Annotated in this window: 17 protein-coding genes and 5 tRNA genes; 4 read left to right on the plus strand and 18 right to left on the minus strand. The window is 45.2% G+C overall.

The features are described 5' to 3' along the window. The first annotated feature begins 7 nt into the window (after positions 1 to 7). Positions 8 to 673, plus strand: a complete 666-nt coding sequence (lolA1, locus tag NF543_RS01020; RefSeq protein ID WP_257666223.1) for an outer membrane lipoprotein periplasmic chaperone LolA1 — start codon at positions 8 to 10, stop codon at positions 671 to 673. 38 nt (positions 674 to 711) lie between these two features. Here lolA1 and NF543_RS01025 read toward each other — a convergent pair whose 3' ends face one another. Continuing rightward, complete coding sequence (locus NF543_RS01025; RefSeq protein WP_257666224.1) at positions 712 to 1521, minus strand: lytic transglycosylase domain-containing protein; 810 nt, start codon at positions 1519 to 1521, stop codon at positions 712 to 714. Between the two features lie 243 nt (positions 1522 to 1764). Here NF543_RS01025 and NF543_RS01030 point away from each other — a divergent pair, with 243 nt between their 5' ends. Both NF543_RS01030 and NF543_RS01035 read left to right on the plus strand, forming a co-directional pair. Next, complete coding sequence (locus NF543_RS01030) at positions 1765 to 2877, plus strand: pseudouridine synthase (RefSeq protein ID WP_257666225.1); 1113 nt, start codon at positions 1765 to 1767, stop codon at positions 2875 to 2877. 63 nt (positions 2878 to 2940) lie between these two features. Continuing rightward, positions 2941 to 3408 carry a pyrophosphohydrolase domain-containing protein gene (locus NF543_RS01035; protein WP_257666226.1) on the plus strand — a complete coding sequence of 156 codons (468 nt, stop codon included), beginning with the start codon at positions 2941 to 2943 and terminating at the stop codon, positions 3406 to 3408. 13 nt (positions 3409 to 3421) lie between these two features. On the opposite strand, the gene mnmL is transcribed toward NF543_RS01035, so the two are convergent. The 15 genes from mnmL to NF543_RS01110 all read right to left on the minus strand — a co-directional run bounded on the left by mnmL (position 3422) and on the right by NF543_RS01110 (position 17787). Then, a complete protein-coding gene (gene mnmL, locus NF543_RS01040; protein ID WP_257666227.1) occupies positions 3422 to 4369 on the minus strand; it encodes a tRNA modification radical SAM protein MnmL/YtqA in 948 nt (315 codons plus the stop codon). A 77-nt stretch (positions 4370 to 4446) separates the two neighbouring features. Continuing rightward, positions 4447 to 8727, minus strand: coding sequence for a DNA-directed RNA polymerase subunit beta' (gene rpoC / locus NF543_RS01045; RefSeq protein WP_257666228.1), 4281 nt, complete (start codon positions 8725 to 8727; stop codon positions 4447 to 4449). A gap of 30 nt (positions 8728 to 8757) precedes the next feature. Next, on the minus strand, positions 8758 to 12567 hold the full coding sequence (gene rpoB / locus NF543_RS01050; RefSeq protein ID WP_257666229.1) for a DNA-directed RNA polymerase subunit beta: 3810 nt from the start codon (positions 12565 to 12567) through the stop codon (positions 8758 to 8760). Between the two features lie 174 nt (positions 12568 to 12741). Beyond that, positions 12742 to 13119, minus strand: a complete 378-nt coding sequence (gene rplL, locus NF543_RS01055; protein ID WP_257666230.1) for a 50S ribosomal protein L7/L12 — start codon at positions 13117 to 13119, stop codon at positions 12742 to 12744. Positions 13120 to 13192: 73 nt separating this feature from the next. After that, positions 13193 to 13711 carry a 50S ribosomal protein L10 gene (gene rplJ / locus NF543_RS01060; RefSeq protein WP_257666231.1) on the minus strand — a complete coding sequence of 173 codons (519 nt, stop codon included), beginning with the start codon at positions 13709 to 13711 and terminating at the stop codon, positions 13193 to 13195. 59 nt (positions 13712 to 13770) lie between these two features. Continuing rightward, positions 13771 to 14469 carry a 50S ribosomal protein L1 gene (rplA, locus tag NF543_RS01065; RefSeq protein ID WP_257666232.1) on the minus strand — a complete coding sequence of 233 codons (699 nt, stop codon included), beginning with the start codon at positions 14467 to 14469 and terminating at the stop codon, positions 13771 to 13773. A gap of 22 nt (positions 14470 to 14491) precedes the next feature. Next, positions 14492 to 14935, minus strand: coding sequence for a 50S ribosomal protein L11 (gene rplK / locus NF543_RS01070; RefSeq protein ID WP_257666233.1), 444 nt, complete (start codon positions 14933 to 14935; stop codon positions 14492 to 14494). A 193-nt stretch (positions 14936 to 15128) separates the two neighbouring features. Then, positions 15129 to 15674, minus strand: a complete 546-nt coding sequence (gene nusG / locus NF543_RS01075) for a transcription termination/antitermination protein NusG (protein WP_257666234.1) — start codon at positions 15672 to 15674, stop codon at positions 15129 to 15131. A gap of 18 nt (positions 15675 to 15692) precedes the next feature. Beyond that, entirely contained in the window at positions 15693 to 15887 is a 195-nt protein-coding gene (secE, locus tag NF543_RS01080) for a preprotein translocase subunit SecE (protein ID WP_257666235.1), read from the minus strand. Between the two features lie 23 nt (positions 15888 to 15910). Beyond that, positions 15911 to 15981: transfer RNA gene (locus NF543_RS01085), tRNA-Trp, on the minus strand. 93 nt (positions 15982 to 16074) lie between these two features. After that, positions 16075 to 17262 (minus strand): elongation factor Tu, encoded by a 1188-nt coding sequence (gene tuf, locus NF543_RS01090; RefSeq protein WP_257666236.1) that lies wholly within the window; start codon positions 17260 to 17262, stop codon positions 16075 to 16077. Positions 17263 to 17332: 70 nt separating this feature from the next. After that, positions 17333 to 17404, minus strand: a tRNA-Thr gene (locus tag NF543_RS01095). Between the two features lie 77 nt (positions 17405 to 17481). After that, positions 17482 to 17554 (minus strand) — tRNA-Gly (locus tag NF543_RS01100). 72 nt (positions 17555 to 17626) lie between these two features. Then, positions 17627 to 17707, minus strand: a tRNA-Tyr gene (locus NF543_RS01105). A 7-nt stretch (positions 17708 to 17714) separates the two neighbouring features. Then, positions 17715 to 17787 (minus strand) — tRNA-Thr (locus tag NF543_RS01110). A gap of 301 nt (positions 17788 to 18088) precedes the next feature. Here NF543_RS01110 and NF543_RS01115 point away from each other — a divergent pair. After that, a complete protein-coding gene (locus NF543_RS01115; RefSeq protein WP_257666237.1) occupies positions 18089 to 19201 on the plus strand; it encodes a BamA/TamA family outer membrane protein in 1113 nt (370 codons plus the stop codon). 32 nt (positions 19202 to 19233) lie between these two features. Here the strand turns inward: NF543_RS01115 and NF543_RS01120 are convergent, their stop codons facing one another. Next, positions 19234 to 20337, minus strand: a complete 1104-nt coding sequence (locus NF543_RS01120; RefSeq protein WP_257666238.1) for a mechanosensitive ion channel family protein — start codon at positions 20335 to 20337, stop codon at positions 19234 to 19236. 151 nt (positions 20338 to 20488) lie between these two features. Then, positions 20489 to 22000, minus strand: a complete 1512-nt coding sequence (locus NF543_RS01125) for a hypothetical protein (protein WP_257666239.1) — start codon at positions 21998 to 22000, stop codon at positions 20489 to 20491. Positions 22001 to 22287: the final 287 nt, after the last annotated feature.

Here is a 22287-nt window from a genome sequence, read left to right on the forward strand (position 1 = left end):
AATGAATATGATGTTAAGAAAATATATCGGTAACATAGCGCTGCTCCCTTTCCTATTAATTATTGCTTCGCATGGCTACGCGCAAACAGATGTCGCGGCAAAATCCTTGCTCAATAAGGTCAGCAAAACCTACGAAGGTTACAAAACCATACAGGCAGACTTCACCATTGCCGTTCAGCAGCCGCAGCAAACCGCAAATCATTCAGAATCGGGCACCATCTACATGGAGGCCGCAGCTGGTAAGTACCACATATCAATGAATAGCCAAGACCTGATTAGCGATGGGAAAACGCAGTGGACCATACTCAAGGAAGAACAGGAGGTTCAGGTGACTGAAGCAAACAACGATTCGGAAGCCATCTCTCCTATCAACATTTTCTCCTTCTATAACCAAGGTTATAAATATGTATCGGCATCTGATGAAAACGCTGGAAATATCCGATTGCGTGTGGTGGAACTGTCACCGGAAGACCCCCATGCACCTTATTTCAAAATCAAGTTGCGCATCAATGCATCCTCCAACCTGATACATGATGCAACCATTTTTGACAAAGGTGGGATCAAGTACATGTACACCATCAAAAACACAAAAGCCAATCCGCAAATTGCTGCAGATAAGTTTACATTTAATCAAAACAAGTATCCCGGGATGGAAATAGTGGATTTGAGGTAATTCTCTCTGAATCTTATAGCTTATAAAGGGGGCAAGGACTATAATTCACCTTGCCCTTGGCGTTTTTCATCCGTTGCATCAGCCAATAGAATTTTGCTCTTCCTGTAGCCATGTTGCCTAGGATTTTCGATGATTTCCTTGACCGAGATAAGCTTATAAACATAGCTTCCAGTTTCCTTGTTGAGCTTCAGCTTGAAATAATTATCTTCATGTTGATTATTGATAGCGCGCTGAAGATTCCCCTCACCAATATTAAAAGCGGCAGCCACCAATGTCCAGCTATTGAATTCCCGATATAACGCCTTGATGTATTTGGCTGCGGCCAGTGTAGATTTCTCTATGTCTTGCCGTTCGTCTACCAAACTATCCACGCGCAACCCAAAAGCTCTCGCCGTATTAGGCATAAATTGCCAATACCCGGATGCACCACGGTGTGAGGTCGTGCCGCTGGTAAACCCGCTTTCTACTAAAGGGATGTATTTGAAATCCACGGGAATCCCCTGCTTACTTAAAATCGCTGCAACCCGTGGCAAAGCACCCCGCGCCTTTCGGTGCAGTCGGTAAGACCGACGCTTATTATACGAATATTCTTTGAGGTATCGCATCATCCTATTTTCAATTTGCTTATCACCCAAAGGCAGGTTTTCATTAGCAAAATTTAATGATGCAAAGTAAGGAGTGTTGCGGACATTACTTATATCTTCCAGCAACAATGCTCCATGGAATAAGGAGTTATGTTGTAATACATCATTTGTTTCAGTGTTGGCTGCCACACGGTACGTGTACAACTTTGAAAGCAACACCAACAGCAAAACAGCACTACAACAGAACAGTTGTTTTTTTATCATTCATCACCTTCCTGCAATACATGGCACACAATAATTAACGCCATGGATTACTTGATTCAAAAGTCGGCTGCAAAAGTAAAAATTATATTGTTAATATACAAATAGTTATAACAATACCCTTTGACTTTTAACAAAAATTAACGTACCTTTTCAGGTTATTTCTATGTAAATAATCATGGCTATGGCAATTAAACGCATATTTTTAACTACCTTTGTTGCTCACATTTTTTCGCGGTAAAAATCATGCCATTAAGTAACAAAAGGAACAGTCGTGACGACAAATCCAAACAATCAGGAAAATCAACCTCTAGTTTTTCCAATACAGGTGGCCGTAAATTCCGTAGCCGAAATACTCAAGACAACGACAAAAGTCCTTCAGACAGAAAACCAAGTGATTCAGGAAGGAACCGTTCTGATTCAAACAGACCATCTAATACTGATTCGGGGAGAAACCGTTCTGATTCAGACCGGTCATCCAACAGGGACCAAGAAAGACCGTACGGAAAGGGCGGGCAAAAGCGACCATATAGCGGCGATAAACGTCCATTCAGCAACAAATCACCTTACGACCCTTCGAAGAAACGCCGTGAACGGACCGATTCTTCATCAAAACCATTTCAACGGGATCCCGAGGATGACGGATTGATAAGGCTTAACCGATATATTTCCAATGCTGGCATCTGCTCAAGGCGCAAGGCCGATGAATTGATTGAAGCAGGTGTCATTACTGTAAATGGGAATGTCATCACCGAACTGGGCGTCAAAGTAGACCCCATGAAAGACGAAGTCCGGTATAACGGAGAGCGCCTGAAACGCGAAAAAATGATCTATGTGCTTTTAAATAAACCAAAAGACTATATCACCACAACAGACGATCCCCAGGAAAGACGTACAGTGATGCATTTGGTGGCCAAGGCAACCAGAGAACGGATATATCCTGTTGGCAGGCTTGACCGCAACACCACCGGGCTCCTCTTGTTGACCAATGATGGCAACCTTGCCGAAAAGCTTTCGCATCCACGCAATAATATCAGCAAGATTTACAATGTAGAGCTAGATAAGAACCTCGCACAGGGCGACTTTAATAAAATCGCTTTTGGAATTGAACTCGAGGATGGACTTGTGAAACCTGATGTCATAAGCTATGTCCAAGGGGGAAGCAAACGTGAAGTCGGCATTCAGATCCATAGCGGGAAAAACCGTATCGTAAGACGTATTTTTGAGCACTTGGGTTATAACGTGATTAAATTGGATAGGGTAGTCTATGCCAACCTCACAAAAAAAGATCTTCCTCGTGGAAGATGGCGCTATCTGGAGGAAAAGGAAATTATCCAACTCAAGCATTTTATTAAATAAATAAACCCTAGAGGTTTTTGAAACCTTTGAAGTTTTGTACTATTTTAGCCAAATTTTTTGATTATGACCGATCCGAAAACTTTGACGGCCGTTGCCGAGTTTCATAAAACATTTAAACATCCCATTCTGCAAACTCCAACCATACCTGATGAGAAACGCTGCCAGCTACGCGTATCGCTTATTGGCGAAGAACTTAAAGAGCTTGAAGAAGCCATTTCCGACAAAAATATAACGGAAGTGGCTGACGCACTTTGCGACATACAGTACGTACTTTCTGGCGCCGTGCTGGAATTTGGATTGGCGGATAAGTTCAGCCAGTTATTTGATGAGGTGCAACGCTCCAATATGAGCAAAGCTTGCAATACCGTGCAGGAAGCTGAAGACACAGTAGCCCATTATCAGCAAAAAGGTGTGGAATGCTTTTATGAAGAAGCCGACGGACACTACCTCGTGTATCGTGCAGCAGACCGGAAAACACTCAAATCTGTGCACTATTCACCAGCAGACCTGAAAGGGATTTTAGAAGATTAATCACGATTGAATCCTACGCTTGGTACTTGCTCCCTTGGTAGGCTCCCCTTCTCTCCAATTCCTTATCGATATAGGTCTGGATAGCTGATTTCCCCTTGCCCCAGATAGGCGCTATTAGCAATTCCTGATCGGCTAGTCCAAACAACCGTTGGATGACGATGTCGGGTCTAAGCAAGGGTATAAATTCGCATAAGAAATCCGTATATTCCTCCAAGCTAAACACATGGAAAGGTTGCCGCTTATATTGGACACCCATAATGGATCCCTCAACGATATGAAGGTGGTGCAACTTCACAAATTTGATTTGTGGGAATCGATTGATTTCATCCGCATAGCGTAACATCATCTCCTTCGTTTCCCAAGGGAAACCAAAGATGGTGTGTACACAAATATCCAATGGGCTATCGCTCACCAGGCTTAGGGCTGCCCCCAGCTCCTCATGCGAGCAGCCTCTGTTTATCCGGCTAAGCGTATCGTTGTAAATGGATTCCATACCCATCTCCAAATCCACATCATAACGATCGGTATAGCTTTCAAGCAAAGCCACCTTTTCAGAATCGATACAATCGGGCCTAGTGCCCACCGATAATCCAACCACATTTTCCGGCGCTACATTCAACGCCTCATCATACATGGCCTTCAGGTAGTGGGTAGGGGCGTATGTATTGGTATTGGGCTGAAAATAAATCACGAATTTTTCGGCACCATAACCATTGATTGCGCGCTGGATACCCTCTTCCACCTGTTCGCGGATGGTGGGTAGTTTACGGGCTGAATCAGGCGTGAATGAATCTACATTGCAATAGGAACATCCACCATACCCCTTACTCCCATCGCGGTTTGGGCAGGTAAAATTGCCATCTACAATGATCTTGAATACGCGCTTACCTTCATGTTTAGCACGCAAATAAGCGCCGTAATGATTGTAAGGCTTTTGTCCGATATCCAATAAGGTGCCCATAATAGGTGCAAAGATACAACAAAAAAACCCGTCAGGCGTTATACCTGACGGGTTTAATCCTAATGACTGACAGCCAACTAATCTTCTTCTTTGGAAGCCAATAGTTGGTCGTATTCTTCCTGGGAGCCAACAATGATACGTTCGTAAGTGCGCAATCCCGTGCCAGATGGTATCAAGTGGCCTACGATTACGTTCTCTTTCAAACCTAACAAGTTATCACGCTTCCCAGCTATAGCGGCTTCGTTCAACACCTTGGTCGTTTCCTGGAAGGATGCAGCAGAGATGAACGATTTGGTACCTAAGGAAGCACGAGTGATCCCTTGGAGCAATGGGCTGGACGTAGCCGGTATGGCATCCCGAACTTCCACCAACTTCAAGTCGCGGCGTTTCAAGCTGGAATTCACATCCCTTAATTTACGCAGCGACACAATCTGTCCGGGTTTCAACTCGTTGGAATCTCCGGCCTCCACCACGACCTTCTTGTCGTAGATGGCGTCGTTTTCGATCACAAAGTCCCACCTATTCACTGCTTCTTTCTCCAAGAAACGGGTATCTCCCGGATCTTCGATTTCTACCTTCTGCATCATTTGGTGCACGATGGTTTCAAAGTGCTTATCATTGATTTTCACCCCTTGCAAACGGTAAACCTCCTGAATACCGTTGACCAAGTATTCCTGCACTGCCGATGGGCCTTTAATAGCCAGGATATCGGCAGGTGAAATGGAGCCATCAGACAATGGCATACCGGCTTTGACGAAGTCATTGTCTTGGACAAGGATGTGTTTGGACAGCGGCACCAAGTATTTCTTGATCTGTCCATCGCGCGATTCAATCGAGATTTCCCGATTACCGCGTTTCACACCGCCTAAGGTTACCACACCGTCTATTTCGGTCACCACCGCTGGGTTGGATGGATTACGGGCTTCGAACAACTCAGTCACCCGAGGCAAGCCACCCGTTATATCGCGGGTTTTACCGGTAGAACGTGGTATTTTGGCAAGGATTACACCCTCTTTCACCTCAACCCCGTCGTTAACGGAAACGTGTGCCCCTACTGGAATGTTGTAGGTACGGATAACCGCCCCTTTCTTATCAAGTATCTTGATAGCTGGGTTTTTCGTTTTATCACGTGTATCGATAATTACCTTTTCACGGTGCCCGGTTTGTTCATCGGATTCTTCACGGAAAGTTACACCTTCAATGATGGCTTCAAACTCTACCTTACCTGCAAATTCAGAAATGATGACAGCATTGTAAGGATCCCAAGAACAAATACGTTGTCCTTTTGTAACCTTATCTCCAGCTTTGACGTAGAGGAATGATCCGTAAGGGATGTTGGTGGTCATCACCACTTTGTTGGATTCTGTATCGACAATCCGGAACTCGCCCGAACGGCCAATAACCACTTCATCCGGTCCTTCCTCTCCTACATGGGGTACCGAGCGGATATTCTCCAGTTCAATAATACCATCAAATTTGGCTAGAATTTGAGATTCAGCAGCAATATTCGATGCCGTACCACCCACGTGGAATGTACGTAGTGTAAGCTGCGTTCCCGGCTCACCGATGGACTGAGCGGCAATAACACCTACGGCCTCGCCGGCCTGTACACGCTTGCCCGTGGCCAAGTTGCGCCCGTAGCAAAGGGCGCAGACACCACGCCTGCTCTCACAGGTCAATACCGATCGGATTTCCAAACCTTCCACCGGAGAATTTTCAATCTTCGATGCAATTACCTCATCGATATCCTGATCAGCGTTTACCAATAGCTCACCGGATATTGGGTCATATACATCGTGCAGGGATACCCTACCCAATATACGATCATATAGTGGCTCAATGACATCTTCATTATCCTTCAATGCCGTGGTATATACACCTCTCAATCCACCGCAGTCCTCATCCACCACAATCATATCTTGGGCCACGTCATGCAGACGTCTTGTGAGGTAACCCGCGTCGGCCGTTTTCAAGGCCGTATCCGCAAGTCCCTTACGTGCACCGTGTGTAGAAATAAAGTATTCCAATACAGACAGTCCTTCCTTGAAGTTCGAAAGGATAGGGTTTTCGATGATTTCACCTCCTGAAGAACCCGATTTCTGTGGTTTGGCCATCAATCCACGCATGCCGCAAAGCTGGCGAATCTGCTCCTTTGAGCCCCGTGCCCCAGAATCGAGCATCATGTACACAGAATTGAAACCTTGGTTGTCGGTAGACAGGATTTCCATCACATTTGCCGTCAACCTATTGTTGATACGTGTCCAGATATCGATGATTTGGTTGTAGCGCTCGTTGTTGGTAATGAAGCCCATATTATAGTTGTTCTTCACTTCTTCCACCTCCTTGGTGGCCAATTCGATCAAATCTATTTTGGCATCCGGGATATTCAAATCCTGCAGGTTGAAAGACAATCCTCCTCTAAACGCCATCAGGAAGCCTAATTCCTTAATATCGTCAAGGAACTTGGCTCCTTGCGCCATTCCGGATATTTTCACCACCAGGCCAATGGTATCCCGCAAAGATTTCTTGGTCAATAACTCATTGACGTATCCGATTTCCTCGGGAACCACTTGGTTGAACAATACGCGTCCCACCGTCGTTTCGATGATGCGTTCCTCGAACTTACCTTCCTTGTCTTTTACGGTAGCTCTCACGTTGATAAAAGCATGAAGGTCTATGCGTTTCTCATTATAGGCAATGATCACTTCTTCGGCAGAGTAGAATGTCATGTCTTCTCCTTTCATCACTCGATTCTCATCCGTCTTGCGACCTTTGGTCATGTAATAAAGACCCAATACCATGTCTTGCGAAGGTACGGTAATAGGCGTACCATTTGCAGGGTTAAGGATATTGTGCGATGCAAGCATAAGGATTTGGGCTTCCAATATGGCTGCATTACCCAAAGGAAGATGCACGGCCATTTGGTCACCGTCAAAGTCAGCGTTGAAAGCCGTACACACCAGCGGATGTAGTTGAATGGCTTTACCTTCCACCAATATCGGTTGGAAAGCCTGAATACCCAAGCGGTGTAATGTAGGCGCACGATTGAGCAGTACGGGGTGTCCTTTCAAAACATTTTCGAGAATATCCCATACTACAGGATCCTTGCGGTCCACGATTTTTTTCGCAGACTTCACGGTTTTCACGATCCCCCGTTCAATCATCTTGCGGATAATAAACGGCTTATATAATTCAGCGGCCATATCTTTCGGTAAGCCACATTCATGCATTTTCAGGTTTGGTCCAACCACGATGACCGAACGCGCGGAATAATCCACACGTTTACCCAGCAAGTTTTGGCGGAAACGACCTTGCTTGCCTTTCAGAATATCCGAAAGTGATTTCAACGCACGATTACCTTCCGTCTTCACGGCGTTCACCTTGCGCGAGTTGTCAAACAAAGAATCTACAGCTTCCTGCAACATTCGTTTTTCATTCCGCAGAATTACTTCCGGCGCCTTAATTTCCATCAGGCGTTTCAAGCGGTTATTACGGATAATCACACGGCGGTACAAATCATTCAAATCCGAAGTAGCAAAACGTCCCCCTTCCAAAGGCACCAACGGGCGCAGTTCGGGTGGGATGATGGGCACAATCTTTACAATCATCCATTCAGGCCGGTTTTCTATCCGGTCTCTGGAACCGCGGAATGCTTCAACAACCTGTAGGCGCTTCAACGCTTCATTTTTACGTTGCTGCGACGTTTCATTGGCTGCCTGGTGGCGCAAATTGTAGGAGAGTTGGTCCAAATCAAGCCTTCTCAACAGCTCCTCCAATGCTTCGGCGCCCATTTTGGCGATGAATTTTTGTGGATCTGTGTCGTCAAGGAATTGATTTTCCTTCGGCAATGTATCTAAAATATCAAGGTATTCTTCCTCGGTAAGGAAATCCATATACTGGATACCATCCTCTTCCTTCACACCTGCCTGGATCACTGCATAACGCTCATAGTAGATGATCATATCGAGTTTTTTGGTGGGCAAGCCCAACAAATAACCAATTTTATTCGGCAACGAACGGAAGTACCAGATATGCGCTACGGGTACCACCAAACTGATGTGTCCCATGCGTTCACGGCGTACCTTCTTTTCGGTTACCTCCACCCCACAGCGGTCACAGACGATACCTTTATAACGGATACGCTTGTATTTACCACAGTGGCATTCGTAATCCTTTACCGGACCAAAGATACGTTCGCAAAACAAACCATCGCGCTCGGGCTTATACGTCCGGTAATTGATGGTTTCAGGTTTCACTACTTCACCACTCGAACGCTCCAAAATCGTTTCTGGAGACGCCAAACTAATGGTAATGGAAGTGAAGTTGCTCTTTATTTTATTATCTTTCTTGTAAGACATACTTTTCTTAAATTAAAGCTCAAAGCTTGATTAATCCAACGTGATATCCAACCCTAATCCACGCAACTCATGTACCAATACATTGAATGATTCAGGTACAGACGGTGTCGGCAAGTTATTACCTTTGACGATGGATTCATATGTTTTGGCTCTACCCACCACGTCGTCAGACTTGACCGTGAGGATTTCCTGAAGGATGTTCGACGCACCGAAAGCTTCCAATGCCCAAACCTCCATCTCACCAAAACGCTGTCCACCGAACTGTGCCTTACCGCCAAGGGGTTGCTGGGTAATGAGTGAATAGGGACCAATGGAACGCGCATGCATCTTATCATCCACCATGTGTCCGAGTTTCAGCATGTAGATCACACCCACCGTTGTTGGTTGGTCGAAACGCTCACCCGTCAACCCGTTATACAGGTACGTACGTCCAGAAGCAGGAAGTTCGGCTTTTTCAACCCATCCTTCCACCTCCTCAGTGGATGCACCGTCAAAAATTGGCGTCGCAAACTTGACACCCAATTTCTGCCCAGCCCAACCCAGCACGGTCTCGTAGATCTGCCCAAGGTTCATCCGCGAAGGTACGCCCAATGGGTTCAACACAATATCTACCGGTGTACCATCCTCAAGGAAAGGCATATCTTCGTCACGTACAATACGTGCTACAATACCTTTATTCCCGTGACGGCCGGCCATTTTGTCTCCTACTTTGAGTTTTCGCTTCTTGGCAATAAACACCTTGGCCATTTGTACGATGCCTGAAGGTAGTTCGTCTCCTACGCTGATGGCAAATTTATCCCGTTTGTATGCGCCAAGTTCTTCGTTCAACTTGATGTTGTAGAAATGGAGCGTTTGTTTAATCAATTCATTTTTGTCCTCGTCGGTGGTCCATCCAGCAGGATTGATATTCACGTAATCCAGATCCATAAGGATTTTCTGGGTGAATTTGGCTCCCTTAGCCAGCAGAAGCTCCTTGTACACGTTGTACACACCTTGTGAGGTTTTACCATTGACAATGACAAACAATTTGTCCACCAATCTATCTTTCAATGCCTTCAAGGCTTTTACGTGTTGAGTATCCAGCTGATCGAGTGCTTTTTTCTCTTCTTCCTTGCCTACTTTTTTGGCCCGCGAGAACAATTTGGTATCGATGACTACCCCATGGATAGATGGCGGGGTCTTCAAGGAAGCATCCTTTACATCCCCTGCCTTATCACCAAAGATGGCACGCAGCAACTTCTCCTCAGGAGAAGGATCAGACTCACCTTTAGGCGTAATCTTACCGATCAGGATGTCTCCTTCACGTACTTCTGCACCAATACGGATGATACCGTTTTCATCCAAGTCTTTCGTTGCTTCTTCGGATACGTTAGGGATATCGGCAGTTAGCTCCTCTTCCCCACGTTTAGTATCACGCACCTCCAGCTCAAATTCCTCGATGTGCAACGAAGTGAAGATATCTTGGCTCACCACACGTTCCGAAATCACAATCGCATCCTCGAAATTGAACCCTTGCCAAGGCATGAAAGCCACTTTAAGGTTACGTCCAAGTGCCAATTCCCCGTTTTGGGTAGCATAGCCCTCGCACAATACCTGGCCCTTTTCTACCTTTTGCCCAGTTTTCACGATGGGTTTAAGGTTGATACAGGTGCTTTGGTTCGTCTTCGCGAATTTGATGAGCCTATAGGTTCTTACATCGTTATCAAACGACACGAGTCTTTCATCCTCATTACGTTCGTAACGGATTTTGATTTCCTCTGCATCTACATATTCCACCACTCCATTAGCCTCCGCATTGATCAATGTACGCGAATCACGTGCCACACGTCCTTCCAAACCTGTGCCAACCACAGGGGCCTCAGGCCGCAATAGGGGCACCGCCTGGCGCTGCATGTTTGATCCCATGAGGGCACGGTTTGCATCGTCATGCTCGAGGAAAGGAATCAGCGAGGCTGCGATGGAAGTAATCTGGTTAGGTGCTATGTCCATCAAATCCAATTTCTCAGGTTCGATAACAGGGAAATCCCCTTCATACCTCGCTTTTACTTTCGGCGTAATGAAATTACCTTTATCATCGTACTCGGCGTTGGCTTGGGCAATGGTTTTGCCGTCTTCATCCTCAGCTGAGAGGTAAATCACAGGCTCTTCAACGACTACCCTTCCTTTGTCAACCTTACGGTAAGGGGTCTCGATAAACCCTAAGTTATTGATTTTCGCATGTACACAAAGTGATGAAATCAATCCGATATTGGGTCCTTCCGGTGTTTCGATCGTACAAAGCCGACCATAATGCGTATAGTGCACGTCACGAACCTCGAAACCTGCACGTTCACGTGATAAACCACCGGGTCCCAATGCTGAAAGGCGACGCTTGTGCGTAATCTCCGCCAATGGGTTGGTTTGATCCATGAATTGCGACAGCTGATTCGTTCCGAAGAACGAATTGATCACGGACGACAAGGTCCGTGCATTAATCAGGTCGGTAGGCGTAAACACCTCGTTATCGCGGATGTTCATCCGTTCACGGATGGTACGTGCCATACGAGATAATCCCACACCAAATTGCGAGTACAATTGCTCACCCACCGTACGTACACGACGGTTGGACAGGTGGTCGATATCATCGACCTCAGCCTTGGAGTTGATCAAATTAATCAGGTACTTCACGATGGCGATGATATCCTCACGGGTCAATACCTTAGTCTCATCAGGCGTACCCAATTGCAATTTACGGTTGATCCGATACCTACCCACATCTCCGAGATCGTATCGTTTGTCCGAGAAGAACAACCGCTCTATAATACCACGGGCAGTTTCCTCATCAGGTGGTTCTGCATTACGCAATTGCCTGTAGATATGTTCCACAGCTTCCTTCTCCGAGTTGGAGGTATCTTTTTGCAAGGTATTGTAGATGATGGAGTAATCGGCATTGTTAGACGCATCTTCCTTGGTCAGGATGATGGACTTAACCCCAGCATCAATGATCAAATCAACATGATCTTCTTCCAGCACGGTTTCGCGCTCCAATACCACCTCATTCCGGTCGATAGACACTACCTCACCGGTATCTTCATCCACGAAGTCTTCAATCCATTTCTTCAACACCCTTGCGGCCAGTTTACGGCCCACATATTTCTTGAGCCCGGATTTGCTCACTTTCACTTCATCAGCCAGTTCAAACAGCTCCAGAATATCCTTGTCGGAATCGTAGCCGATGGCCCTTAAAAGTGTGGTTACCGGGAATTTTTTCTTACGGTCAATATAGGCGTACATCACGTTATTCACGTCCGTGGCGAATTCAATCCACGAACCCTTGAATGGGATGACCCGCGCTGAATACAGCTTTGTGCCGTTGGTGTGACGGCTTTGGCCGAAAAACACACCTGGTGAGCGGTGCAATTGAGATACGATGACGCGTTCGGCGCCATTGATCACAAATGTCCCTTTCGGTGTCATGTAGGGGATTGTTCCTAAATAGACATCCTGTACGATGGTCTCAAAATCCTCATGTTCCTCATCATTGCAAGACAGGCGAAGTTTTGCTTTGAGTGGGACACTATAGGTCAGTCCACGTTCGATACACTCCTGGATACCATAACGAGGCGGATCGATGAAATAATCCAAAAACTCAAGCACGAAAATGTTCCTTGAATCAGAAATGGGGAAGTTTTCTGAAAATACCTTGAACAGCCCTTCCTGGTGGCGGTTGTCCGAAGTTGTTTCTAGCTGAAAAAACTCCTTGAAAGATTGCAATTGCACATCCAGAAAATCAGGGTAATCAAGTACCTTTTTACTGCTTGCAAAATTCACTCTTTCGTTTTGAATACTTTTGTTTGCCAAGGGAATAAGAATTTAGTTTAATTAAACTGTGCATATGGTGCTGTTTTTACCGTGTACCGGCGTCCATGTACAGCAGAGACATGACTGGAAGAAGAGGAGAAGTCATAAACAGGAATAGACTCTGACGAAATCACGTCAGAGTCTAACCCATTTAGGTACGTTGTATGAGCTGAATTAGTTGATCTCAACAACAGCTCCCGCTTCTTCAAGTTGCTTTTTCAAAGCTTCGGCTTCGTCTTTAGCAACACCTGTTTTGATTTCTTTAGGTGCACCGTCAACCAAGTCTTTTGCTTCTTTCAGGCCAAGGCCTGTCAAATCTTTAACAAGCTTAACAACAGCCAATTTCTGGCCACCGGCTTCTTTCAAGATTACGTCAAAGGAAGTTTTTTCCTCAGCAGCAGGGGCATCAGCACCCGCGGCCGGACCGGCAACTGCAACTGCGGCTGCTGCTGGCTCAATACCATATTCATCCTTCAAGATTTGAGCTAACTCGTTAACTTCTTTTACTGTCAAGTTTACCAACTGCTCAGCAAACGCTTTTAAATCTGCCATTTTATTTTAAATTTTTGAATTTACTTTTGAAAATTATTAATAATCCTACGGACATTGTAATTTGGGTCTCCGTTTAACCCCTTTCTTGTAAAGTTTTAACCAGCCCAGCCAATGTATTGCCTCCGGACTGAAGACCGGAAATAACATTCTTGGCAGGGGATTGCAGCAATCCGATGATGTCGCCAATGAGCTCATTTTTGGATTTAAGATTGCTCAGCGCATCGATTTGATTGTCTCCGATAAATACTGCCGCGTCAATGTATGCTCCTTTCAATACAGGCTTATCGCCTTCTTTACGAAGCTCTTTGATCAGTTTCGCGGGTGCATTTCCCGATTCGGAAAACAACATGGTAGAAGACCCTTTCAGCACGGTAAGTAATTCTTCTGAATCAACACCGGCCTCCTCAAGCGCCTTTCTAATCAATGTGTTTTTCACCACCTGGATTGAGATACCCTTATCGAAACATTTGCGGCGGATACCGTTGATTTTAGCCACGGTCAAATCAGCAGTATCGGTAATATAAAAATTACCGTAAGATTTAATCTGCTCAGTTAAAGCTTTAACAATTTCTTGTTTTTCCTCTTTTTTCATTTGAATAAATTGCTTTTAAGCGGCTATAAAAGTTATCCCGATAGGGAGGACCTTCATGATTAAATTCCTGCTACTGATTTAGTTTCTATTTGAATACCAGGGCTCATCGTGGAAGAGATGTAAATACTCTTGAAATACGTCCCTTTTGCCGCAGAAGGCTTCAATTTGGAAATTGTCTGCAATACCTCCAAGGCATTTTCATAGATCTTTTCCTGTGGAAAAGATGATTTGCCTATGGAAGTGTGGATAATCCCTGTCTTATCTACTTTGAAATCAATCTTACCTGCCTTCACTTCAGACACCGCTTTACCAATATCCGTGGTTACGGTACCAGTCTTGGGGTTTGGCATGAGGTTGCGTGGACCGAGAATACGGCCCAATTTACCAACCTTTGCCATCACGCTGGGCATGGTAATAATGATATCAATGTCGGTCCAACCACCTTCGATCTGGCTGATATAGTCGTCCAACCCCACATAGTCAGCTCCCGCGGCCTTAGCTTCTTCCTCCTTATCAGGTGTACAAAGCACTAGCACACGAACGGTCTTACCCGTGCCATGCGGCAATGTTGCGATACCACGTACCATTTGATTTGCTTTACGGGGATCCACGCCGAGGCGTACATCGATATCCACCGAAGAATCAAATTTGGTATTGGTAATGTCCTTCACTAGGGCAGATGCCTCTTGTAAAGAATACGTTTTACCAACTTCAATCTTGGATAGTGCCGCTTTTTGATTTTTTGTTAATCTTGCCACTTTCTTAAATTGATTTCGTTAATTAATTGTTCCAGGGCGCATTCCCGTTCACAGTGATACCCATACTACGCGCCGTGCCAGCAATCATACGCATGGCCGACTCTACAGTGAACGCATTTAAATCTGGCATTTTATCCTTCGCAATGGTCTCCACTTGTTCCCAAGTTACTGAACCCACTTTTCTTCGGTTGGGTTCACCGGAGCCACCCTTCAATCCCGAAGCTTCAATCAATTGAACGGCAACCGGAGGGGTTTTGATGATAAAATCGAAAGATTTATCGCTATACACCGTAATGACAACAGGCAATACCTTGCCAGGCTTGTCTTGGGTACGTGCATTGAACTGCTTGCAAAATTCCATGATGTTCACCCCTTTTGCACCCAACGCGGGTCCAACTGGAGGTGATGGATTCGCAGCGCCGCCCTTCACTTGTAATTTTACTAACGCACTGACTTCTTTTGCCATTTCTCGATTTGAATTAAATTAATAAATGTTTGTTAGTAAGGTGGAAGCATTATAACGTAACATTTAGATTTTGAGGCACATTGTGCCAAACTGCACGAGCACCCCAAAATGGAGTGCAAAGGTACAAAAAAAAATTAAAATATATAGCGTAAAAAAAATAAAGACCAATCTCTTCAAGATGGCCTTGCACATTTTACTCTTTCTCTACTTGTATATAGTTCAGTTCCAAGGGGGTTTTGCGGCCGAACACCTTCACCATTACCTTCAACTTTTTCTTTTCCTCGTTTACCTCTTCTATTTCACCTGTAAATCCATTGAACGGACCGTCATTGACTTTCACAAGCTCCCCGACATAGTAAGGTACATTCATCATTTCACCTTGCTCAGACATTTCATCCACCTTGCCCAATATACGGTTGATCTCTGCTGGGCGAAGTGGTATCGGATTCCCTGCCTTATCGCCTAAAAATCCTACAACGCTATTGATGTTCTTGATGATGTGTTCCAACTCACCATCCAGTGCAGCTTCTAATAACACATATCCCGGATAAAAATTACGCTCCTTAGCCACCTTCTTCCCATCCCGCATCTGGTAATACTTCTCCATCGGAATCAACACTTGGGGAACAAGATGGTTGATTCCCAAACGGTTTACTTCCGATTCAATGTATTGCTTTACTTTCTTTTCCTTTCCGCTTACGGCCCGTACAACGTACCATTTCAGAGCTTGATCTGCCATTTTTTCTTTCCCAACAAGTTAAGACGCAATATTATAGAACAATTCCAGCACGTTACTTGAAGCCTTATCCATCGCAAAGATGACCAATGCGATGATAACAGATGCTACCAATACCACCACTGCAGAGCTTTGCAGCTGCGCCCAAGTAGGCCAAGTGACCTTTTGGCTCATCTCAGTATAGGAGTCTTTTACAAATTCTAGTACGTTTGCCATGTTCTATGTTCTGTCAATATTTGCACGGGCACCAGGATTCGAACCCAGATCAAAGGTTTTGGAGACCTCTATTCTACCATTGAACTATGCCCGTGTAAGTGTTATTGTATTAGACACGATTAGCTAATCAGCTGGCTCGCTGATTAGCTAATCGGTTATGGAATAACAATCATCCCAAGGGGACTGATTACTTAAGAATCTCAGTCACCTGTCCGGCACCTACAGTCCTACCACCCTCACGGATAGCGAAACGAAGGCCTTTTTCCATTGCGATTGCGTTAATCAATTTCACTGTAATTGTAACGTTATCACCTGGCATTACCATTTCTACACCATCTGGCAAGGCGATTTCGCCTGTCACATCTGTGGTACGGAAATAGAATTGTGGACGGTATTTGTTGAAGAACGGCGTGTGACGGCCACCTTCTGCTTTTGACAATACATATACCTCAGCCTTGAACTCGGTGTGCGGAGTTACCGAACCGGGTTTGCAGATAACCATACCACGGCGGATATCGGTTTTCTCAATACCACGCAACAACAAACCTACGTTATCACCAGCTTCGCCGTAATCCAAAATCTTACGGAACATTTCGACACCAGTAACAACTGATTTCAAGTTATCAGCACCCATACCCAGTATTTCCACCTGATCTCCAGAGTTGATTACACCACGCTCGATACGTCCTGTAGCTACAGTACCACGACCAGTGATGGAAAATACGTCTTCGATAGGCATCAAGAATGGAAGCTCAGTCAACCGTGGAGGAATGGGAATATGCTCATCTACTGCATCCATCAATTCCATGATTTTGTCTACCCATTCAGTTTCGCCGTTCAAACCACCAAGAGCAGAACCACGAATCACAGGGATATCATCACCAGGGTATTCGTAGAATGACAATAACTCGCGGATTTCCATTTCAACCAAGTCCAATAACTCAGGGTCATCTACCAAGTCTACTTTATTCATGAAAACCACTAACGCAGGTACACCCACTTGGCGAGCCAAGAGGATGTGCTCCCGTGTTTGAGGCATCGGGCCATCAGTAGCGGCCACAACGATGATGGCACCATCCATTTGTGCAGCACCAGTAACCATGTTTTTTACATAGTCAGCGTGACCAGGACAGTCAACGTGTGCATAGTGGCGACTTGCTGTCGAATACTCAACGTGTGCAGTATTAATAGTGATACCACGCTCTTTTTCTTCAGGAGCAGAGTCAATCGAGTCAAAAGAACGAGCTTCTGAAAGCCCTTTGTCTGACAATACTTTTGTAATTGCGGCGGTAGTCGTTGTTTTACCGTGGTCTACGTGACCGATCGTACCAATGTTTAAGTGAGGTTTACTGCGGTCAAATTTCTCTTTTGCCATGTTTTATGCGAATTAGTAATTTAAAATTTTTAGTTGTTATGCTATTTTCAATTAAAATAGTACCCTTACGAGCCAATGATGGGACTTGAACCCATGACCTCTTCCTTACCAAGGAAGTGCTCTACCGCTGAGCTACATCGGCTTTTGTGCTTACAATCCAATCCCTGTCAATATACCGAACTTGAGCGGTTTGACAGAGTATTTGACCAACACATGATGAGCGGAAGACGGGTCTCGAACCCGCAACCTATAGCTTGGAAGGCTATCGCTCTACCAATTGAGCTACTTCCGCTTTTCTGATTTTAGGCTTACGATTTTAGATTTATTAGTCCATCGTAAATCTTCCAATCTAAAATCAATATTGTGGGGGGAGAAGGATTCGAACCTTCGAAGCCGAAGCAACGGATTTACAGTCCGTCCCATTTGACCGCTCTGGAATCCCCCCTACTTAGAGCCCCCTGCCGGGATCGAACCAGCGACCTACTGATTACAAGTCAGTTGCTCTACCAGCTGAGCTAAGGAGGCAATATATCTTTTAAACAACTTAGCTCTTCCCACGCTTGTTAGGCATTTCCTGAACCGTCCACCTATTGTTACTGCTTTAGTTCATACAGCTTTACTCAGCCAAACAAAGGCAATCTTTCACCTCAAAATCCTACTCCCAAATACCCCTTTTCCTTTAGGGACTGCAAAGATATACAAACTTGTATTAATTCAAAAAAAATTTACAAAAATTAAAAGGGGGCAAGAAAACCGTATCTTCGCCGGACAAAATCGAGCTATGAGGATTGCATTACGTTGTTTCGTTAGCATAATATGCTTGGGAATGTCGTTTCAATTTGTATCGGCACAAGAGCAAAAAAGCCTTTGGGATCACAAACTTATCAAGCGGTTTGTTTCCACAGAGAAAGACAGCACACGGTCGGCAGGCTTTATGGTCATCCCCGCATTGGGGTATGCCCAGGAAACGGGATTAGAGTTTGGCCTGGCCAGTGTCTACAATTTTTATCTCAACAAAGCAGACACCACGATCCGAACCTCAAACATCACCTTCATCGGTACATTCACCACCGAAAGGCAGACCAACCTTAAACTGGAATCTGATATTTGGACCACAGGCAATCAATACCATTACATCAGCGAGTTACGCTTCCGTAATTTTCCGTTCAACTTTTACGGGCTGGGCAATGCAACCTCCCAACAGAATGAGGATGTTGTACTCATGCAACTGGCACGTGTCAGGCTGGAAGGCGAACGTAAGTTGGCACCCAACTATTACTCGGGTCTCAATTTTGCTTTTGAAAATTTCTCCTTTTCCGACAAGGAACGTGGAGGAATATTCGACAGCTTGCCACCATATGGACAGACGGGGGGCTGGCATTTCCTGTTTGGCCTCTCCCAATTGTATGATACACGTAATATTAATACGTATACGACCAAAGGCTATTATGCACGATTAAAATATGCGTATTCTCCCGGATTTGGGGGAGGCAGCCATTTCAAGGGAAGCATGGTAGATGCTGACCTGCGTGCGTTCTTCCCGCTAACAGGACAGCTCACCTTGGGGCTGAATGTCCTATACAAGACATCCTTTGGCCCACGGGTGCCATTTTATGTGTATCGTGAATTGGGTGGCGACATGATGATGCGAGGGTATTACACTGGCCGCTACCGCGACCGCAGCTTGCTTGCCGCACAAAGCGAACTTCGCTATCGCTTCCACCCCCGCCTGGGAATTACCGCCTTTGCCAGTACAGGCTCTACGTATCAAAATGGCTTGCAGCATGCACGTTTCGTGCCGTCATATGGCGGTGGCCTTCGGTATTTCTTCGATCTGGAGCACAACAGCAGCGTAAGGCTAGATTACGGATTTGGTGAACAACGCCCCGGAGAAAAGCGGCAGGGAGGGTTTTACTTGTCCTTGAGTGAGGCATTCTGAGCCTGATTAAAAATCATACGCAATAGATTTTACTATGCACCATGGACTAGCTCCGGGGGATGATTTGACAAGGGATTATCCATTTCTATTCGGGTTTTCGATAAGCTTTCTGGGTAATGCGCCTGTATAAAGTCAATGAGTTTTTCCCTGATGTAGCACCTCAAATCCCAAGCGTCTCCTGAATTGCGGCAACTCATAAGCGCCCGCACTTCCATGGTTCGTTCCTTTAAATCAGTGACCTGTAATATGTCCACTTGGCCGTCCCACAACGGATGGCCCTTGAGCAATCGGCTCAATTCTTCCCGTAAAGGTGCGAGGGGTACCGTGTAGTCTACATAAATAGACACCGTACCCAACATCTCGGCCGACGTGCGCGTCCAGTTCTGAAAAGGCTTTTCAATAAAGTACTGGATGGGCAATACCAACCGTCGCTTATCCCAGATATTGAGTACGACATATGTAAGATTTATTTCCTCAATCTTTCCCCACTCCCCTTCCACGACCAGCACGTCATCTATGCGAATAGGCTGTGTAAAGGCGATCTGGAATCCCGCCAATAAATTGCCCAATGATTTCTGTGCCGCAAACCCGATGATGATCCCACCAAGTCCCACGCCGGTCAACAAGCCCGCTCCGATGCGCTGCATGCTATCAAAACTAAGCAATATGATCGCGACGGTGATGATCACAACGATGACAATAAGCAATTGCCGGATAAACTGAATCTGCGTGCGGACTTTTCTTGCCCGGAGATTGTCTGACATACGATAATCAAACCGATGATTAAAGTAATCTTCCGCAATGCGAATAATCCGGATCAAGACAACCGAAAAACAACAAATAAGGGCAATTTCAATCGCTTTATTGACTAGATTATGCTCCTCGGCCGAAAGCCGCATAAAAGGGATGAGCGAATTGAAAAACAACAGAGGCAACAAGACATTCACTATTTTATTAAGATGCCTTACCGCTGACCTGAAAAGTGAATACACACCATCATCGATGGCTTTTAGTCTCAACAAAGGAATCAAGATCACTTTAAGCAAAAATCCGGCTAAGATGGCCAAACCGATTATCAGCAGGTTCCATACAATATCAGGGGTATCAGCAAAAAAATCATTTAAGTATGTCATCATTATCTCCTATCGAATGTGGTCCGCTATAAAGTAAACCGAGACCATCCATTATTGTTTAGGTTCATCAGGATTATCATACCAACATTGCTTAAGATATTTGCCCAAACTCGGTTTGATGGAAATAGCTATAGCGAGTGTCGAGGGCTGAAGGTCAGAAACTCCCCTCCACCGTATCGTCCCAATCTGTGCCAATTGCAATGTCAAAGCCATTAATTCTACCGATATCACCGAGCAAGCGCCCTGTGAAAACCAAACGCACGTTATTAGGTATTTGGTGAGACACGGCCACGGTATTCAGCACTTCACCGTCTTCTCCGTAAGCGATAAGTTCATAACTTACCTGTTCTAAATCAGTTAACTGCCCTAAAAATTGATTGAACTCAATTAATGCAGAAACATTACCAAATGTGATAGACTGCGCATTAGACATTGGTATATTTTCCGGAATGCCGAAAGGTGTATAGAAAAAATCCTCATGTAGCCGCTTCAGTACAATTTCTTTAACCGTCAGCAGGTCGCTTGGGTGGTCTGTAAAATTGAACTCCACCAAACTATAGCATCTTTTCAAGACCGCCGATTCTTGTGTATCCTGATCATCCACCTCTATACTTTCCATGAGCAGGGAATAAATGACAGCTTCGGGATCATCGAAATGCTGGCCAAGGTAGAGCTGACTGGCATTGGTCAGATTTTGCGGCAACAACACACCTTTATCTGAACGATAAGCCACGAAAAGCACATCGTAGATTCCGTTTTCCAAGCGCACTTCGAGCAGCCCATCCTGCAGTTCGCTCATTGGCATTTGCCGTTGTTGCACCATACTTCCATCTTCCTGTGAGAAAACGTAATATTGCAAGGTGCTGGGTGCCGAATGATTGCCTCCTCCACCTTCGGCATTATAGACGCCAGACAGACGGATATTATCAAATCTAACTGTTCCCTGCGTTGGATTGTAATCGCTAGCCTCATCACGATTACCGGCAAGAAATTCAAACTTCAGTTTCAATACTGCGGCTCCAACCATCTCCGAAAAACCACTGAGATCAACGCTGTACGTATTCCGCGACTGACTCCCCATGTTTTCAAACTGGTTTGTTGCGCTGAGGGCTTCATACGTAGTGCCGCCGTCTGTGGAATAGGATAATAAAAAATCCTTCGGCCCCGTATCCGAGCTGCTAATATCAAATGCAAAGGATTCCAAGGCAGGCACCCCTGTCAATGGCAATGATACTTCCATGCTACTTGCGCCACGTAAACTCATGGCCTGACCTGCTGCGAAGGGCCCAAAAGCAAAACCGGCATAGTACAAAGGTTGTTCTGCCGCTGCCTCAAACGATATCCCTGCCCCAACTTCATCTACGGCGATATCAGGCGCAAGCGTTTCGTCGTTGAACGACCAATAATAAAGGAATTGCGGTTCAAGGTCAGGCTCGATGTTCTTCAGGGCCATGAGGTCCGCGCCTTTCCATGCGATCTTTTCGGAACCTACCTCTCGCCCACTGAGCGGAGAAACGCTGGTTTCAAAGCCCGATATCCTGAATGCCACGCTACGCATCCCGTCCACTTTGGGTAGCGGAGCATCACGTTTGCATCCTGAAAACAAGACAAAACCAATCAATAAAAGATAAAATGGAAAAATCGATAATTGCTTTAGGCACTTCATAAATATAGTATTTAAAGGTAAAAAAATACAAAACCAGAGCAGCTCCACCTCTTCATCTCCTATATCACATTAGTATTGCTAAGCCCAACGGTTCAGAAGGCAGAAGCTTAAGTCAACTCGAAAATAGGTAATTTACAAGCCAATAGTACATATCAGCGGAAACGTAATACATTATTTACATCAATATAAAAAAACAATAATTACTTGGAAAAGTAGTGATTTTCTAATTAAGCAGGTATCCAATTCCTATGTAAAAACCGGCCTTGCAAAAATTTTGTAGTCCATGT

This window comes from Parapedobacter tibetensis, from assembly GCF_024704835.1.
GTDB lineage: Bacteria > Bacteroidota > Bacteroidia > Sphingobacteriales > Sphingobacteriaceae > Parapedobacter > Parapedobacter tibetensis.

Excerpts from the sequence above, each read along its gene's own strand:
- lolA1 (WP_257666223.1), top strand. The coding sequence starts at position 8 with ATGATGTTAAGAAAATATATCGGTAACATAGCGCTGCTCCCTTTCCTA.
- NF543_RS01025 (WP_257666224.1), bottom strand. The coding sequence starts at position 1,521 with ATGATAAAAAAACAACTGTTCTGTTGTAGTGCTGTTTTGCTGTTGGTG.
- NF543_RS01030 (WP_257666225.1), top strand. The coding sequence starts at position 1,765 with ATGCCATTAAGTAACAAAAGGAACAGTCGTGACGACAAATCCAAACAA.
- NF543_RS01035 (WP_257666226.1), top strand. The coding sequence starts at position 2,941 with ATGACCGATCCGAAAACTTTGACGGCCGTTGCCGAGTTTCATAAAACA.
- mnmL (WP_257666227.1), bottom strand. The coding sequence starts at position 4,369 with ATGGGCACCTTATTGGATATCGGACAAAAGCCTTACAATCATTACGGC.
- rpoC (WP_257666228.1), bottom strand. The coding sequence starts at position 8,727 with ATGTCTTACAAGAAAGATAATAAAATAAAGAGCAACTTCACTTCCATT.
- rplL (WP_257666230.1), bottom strand. The coding sequence starts at position 13,119 with ATGGCAGATTTAAAAGCGTTTGCTGAGCAGTTGGTAAACTTGACAGTA.
- rplJ (WP_257666231.1), bottom strand. The coding sequence starts at position 13,711 with ATGAAAAAAGAGGAAAAACAAGAAATTGTTAAAGCTTTAACTGAGCAG.
- rplK (WP_257666233.1), bottom strand. The coding sequence starts at position 14,935 with ATGGCAAAAGAAGTCAGTGCGTTAGTAAAATTACAAGTGAAGGGCGGC.
- nusG (WP_257666234.1), bottom strand. The coding sequence starts at position 15,674 with ATGGCAGATCAAGCTCTGAAATGGTACGTTGTACGGGCCGTAAGCGGA.
- secE (WP_257666235.1), bottom strand. The coding sequence starts at position 15,887 with ATGGCAAACGTACTAGAATTTGTAAAAGACTCCTATACTGAGATGAGC.
- tuf (WP_257666236.1), bottom strand. The coding sequence starts at position 17,262 with ATGGCAAAAGAGAAATTTGACCGCAGTAAACCTCACTTAAACATTGGT.
- NF543_RS01115 (WP_257666237.1), top strand. The coding sequence starts at position 18,089 with ATGTCGTTTCAATTTGTATCGGCACAAGAGCAAAAAAGCCTTTGGGAT.
- NF543_RS01120 (WP_257666238.1), bottom strand. The coding sequence starts at position 20,337 with ATGATGACATACTTAAATGATTTTTTTGCTGATACCCCTGATATTGTA.
- NF543_RS01125 (WP_257666239.1), bottom strand. The coding sequence starts at position 22,000 with ATGAAGTGCCTAAAGCAATTATCGATTTTTCCATTTTATCTTTTATTG.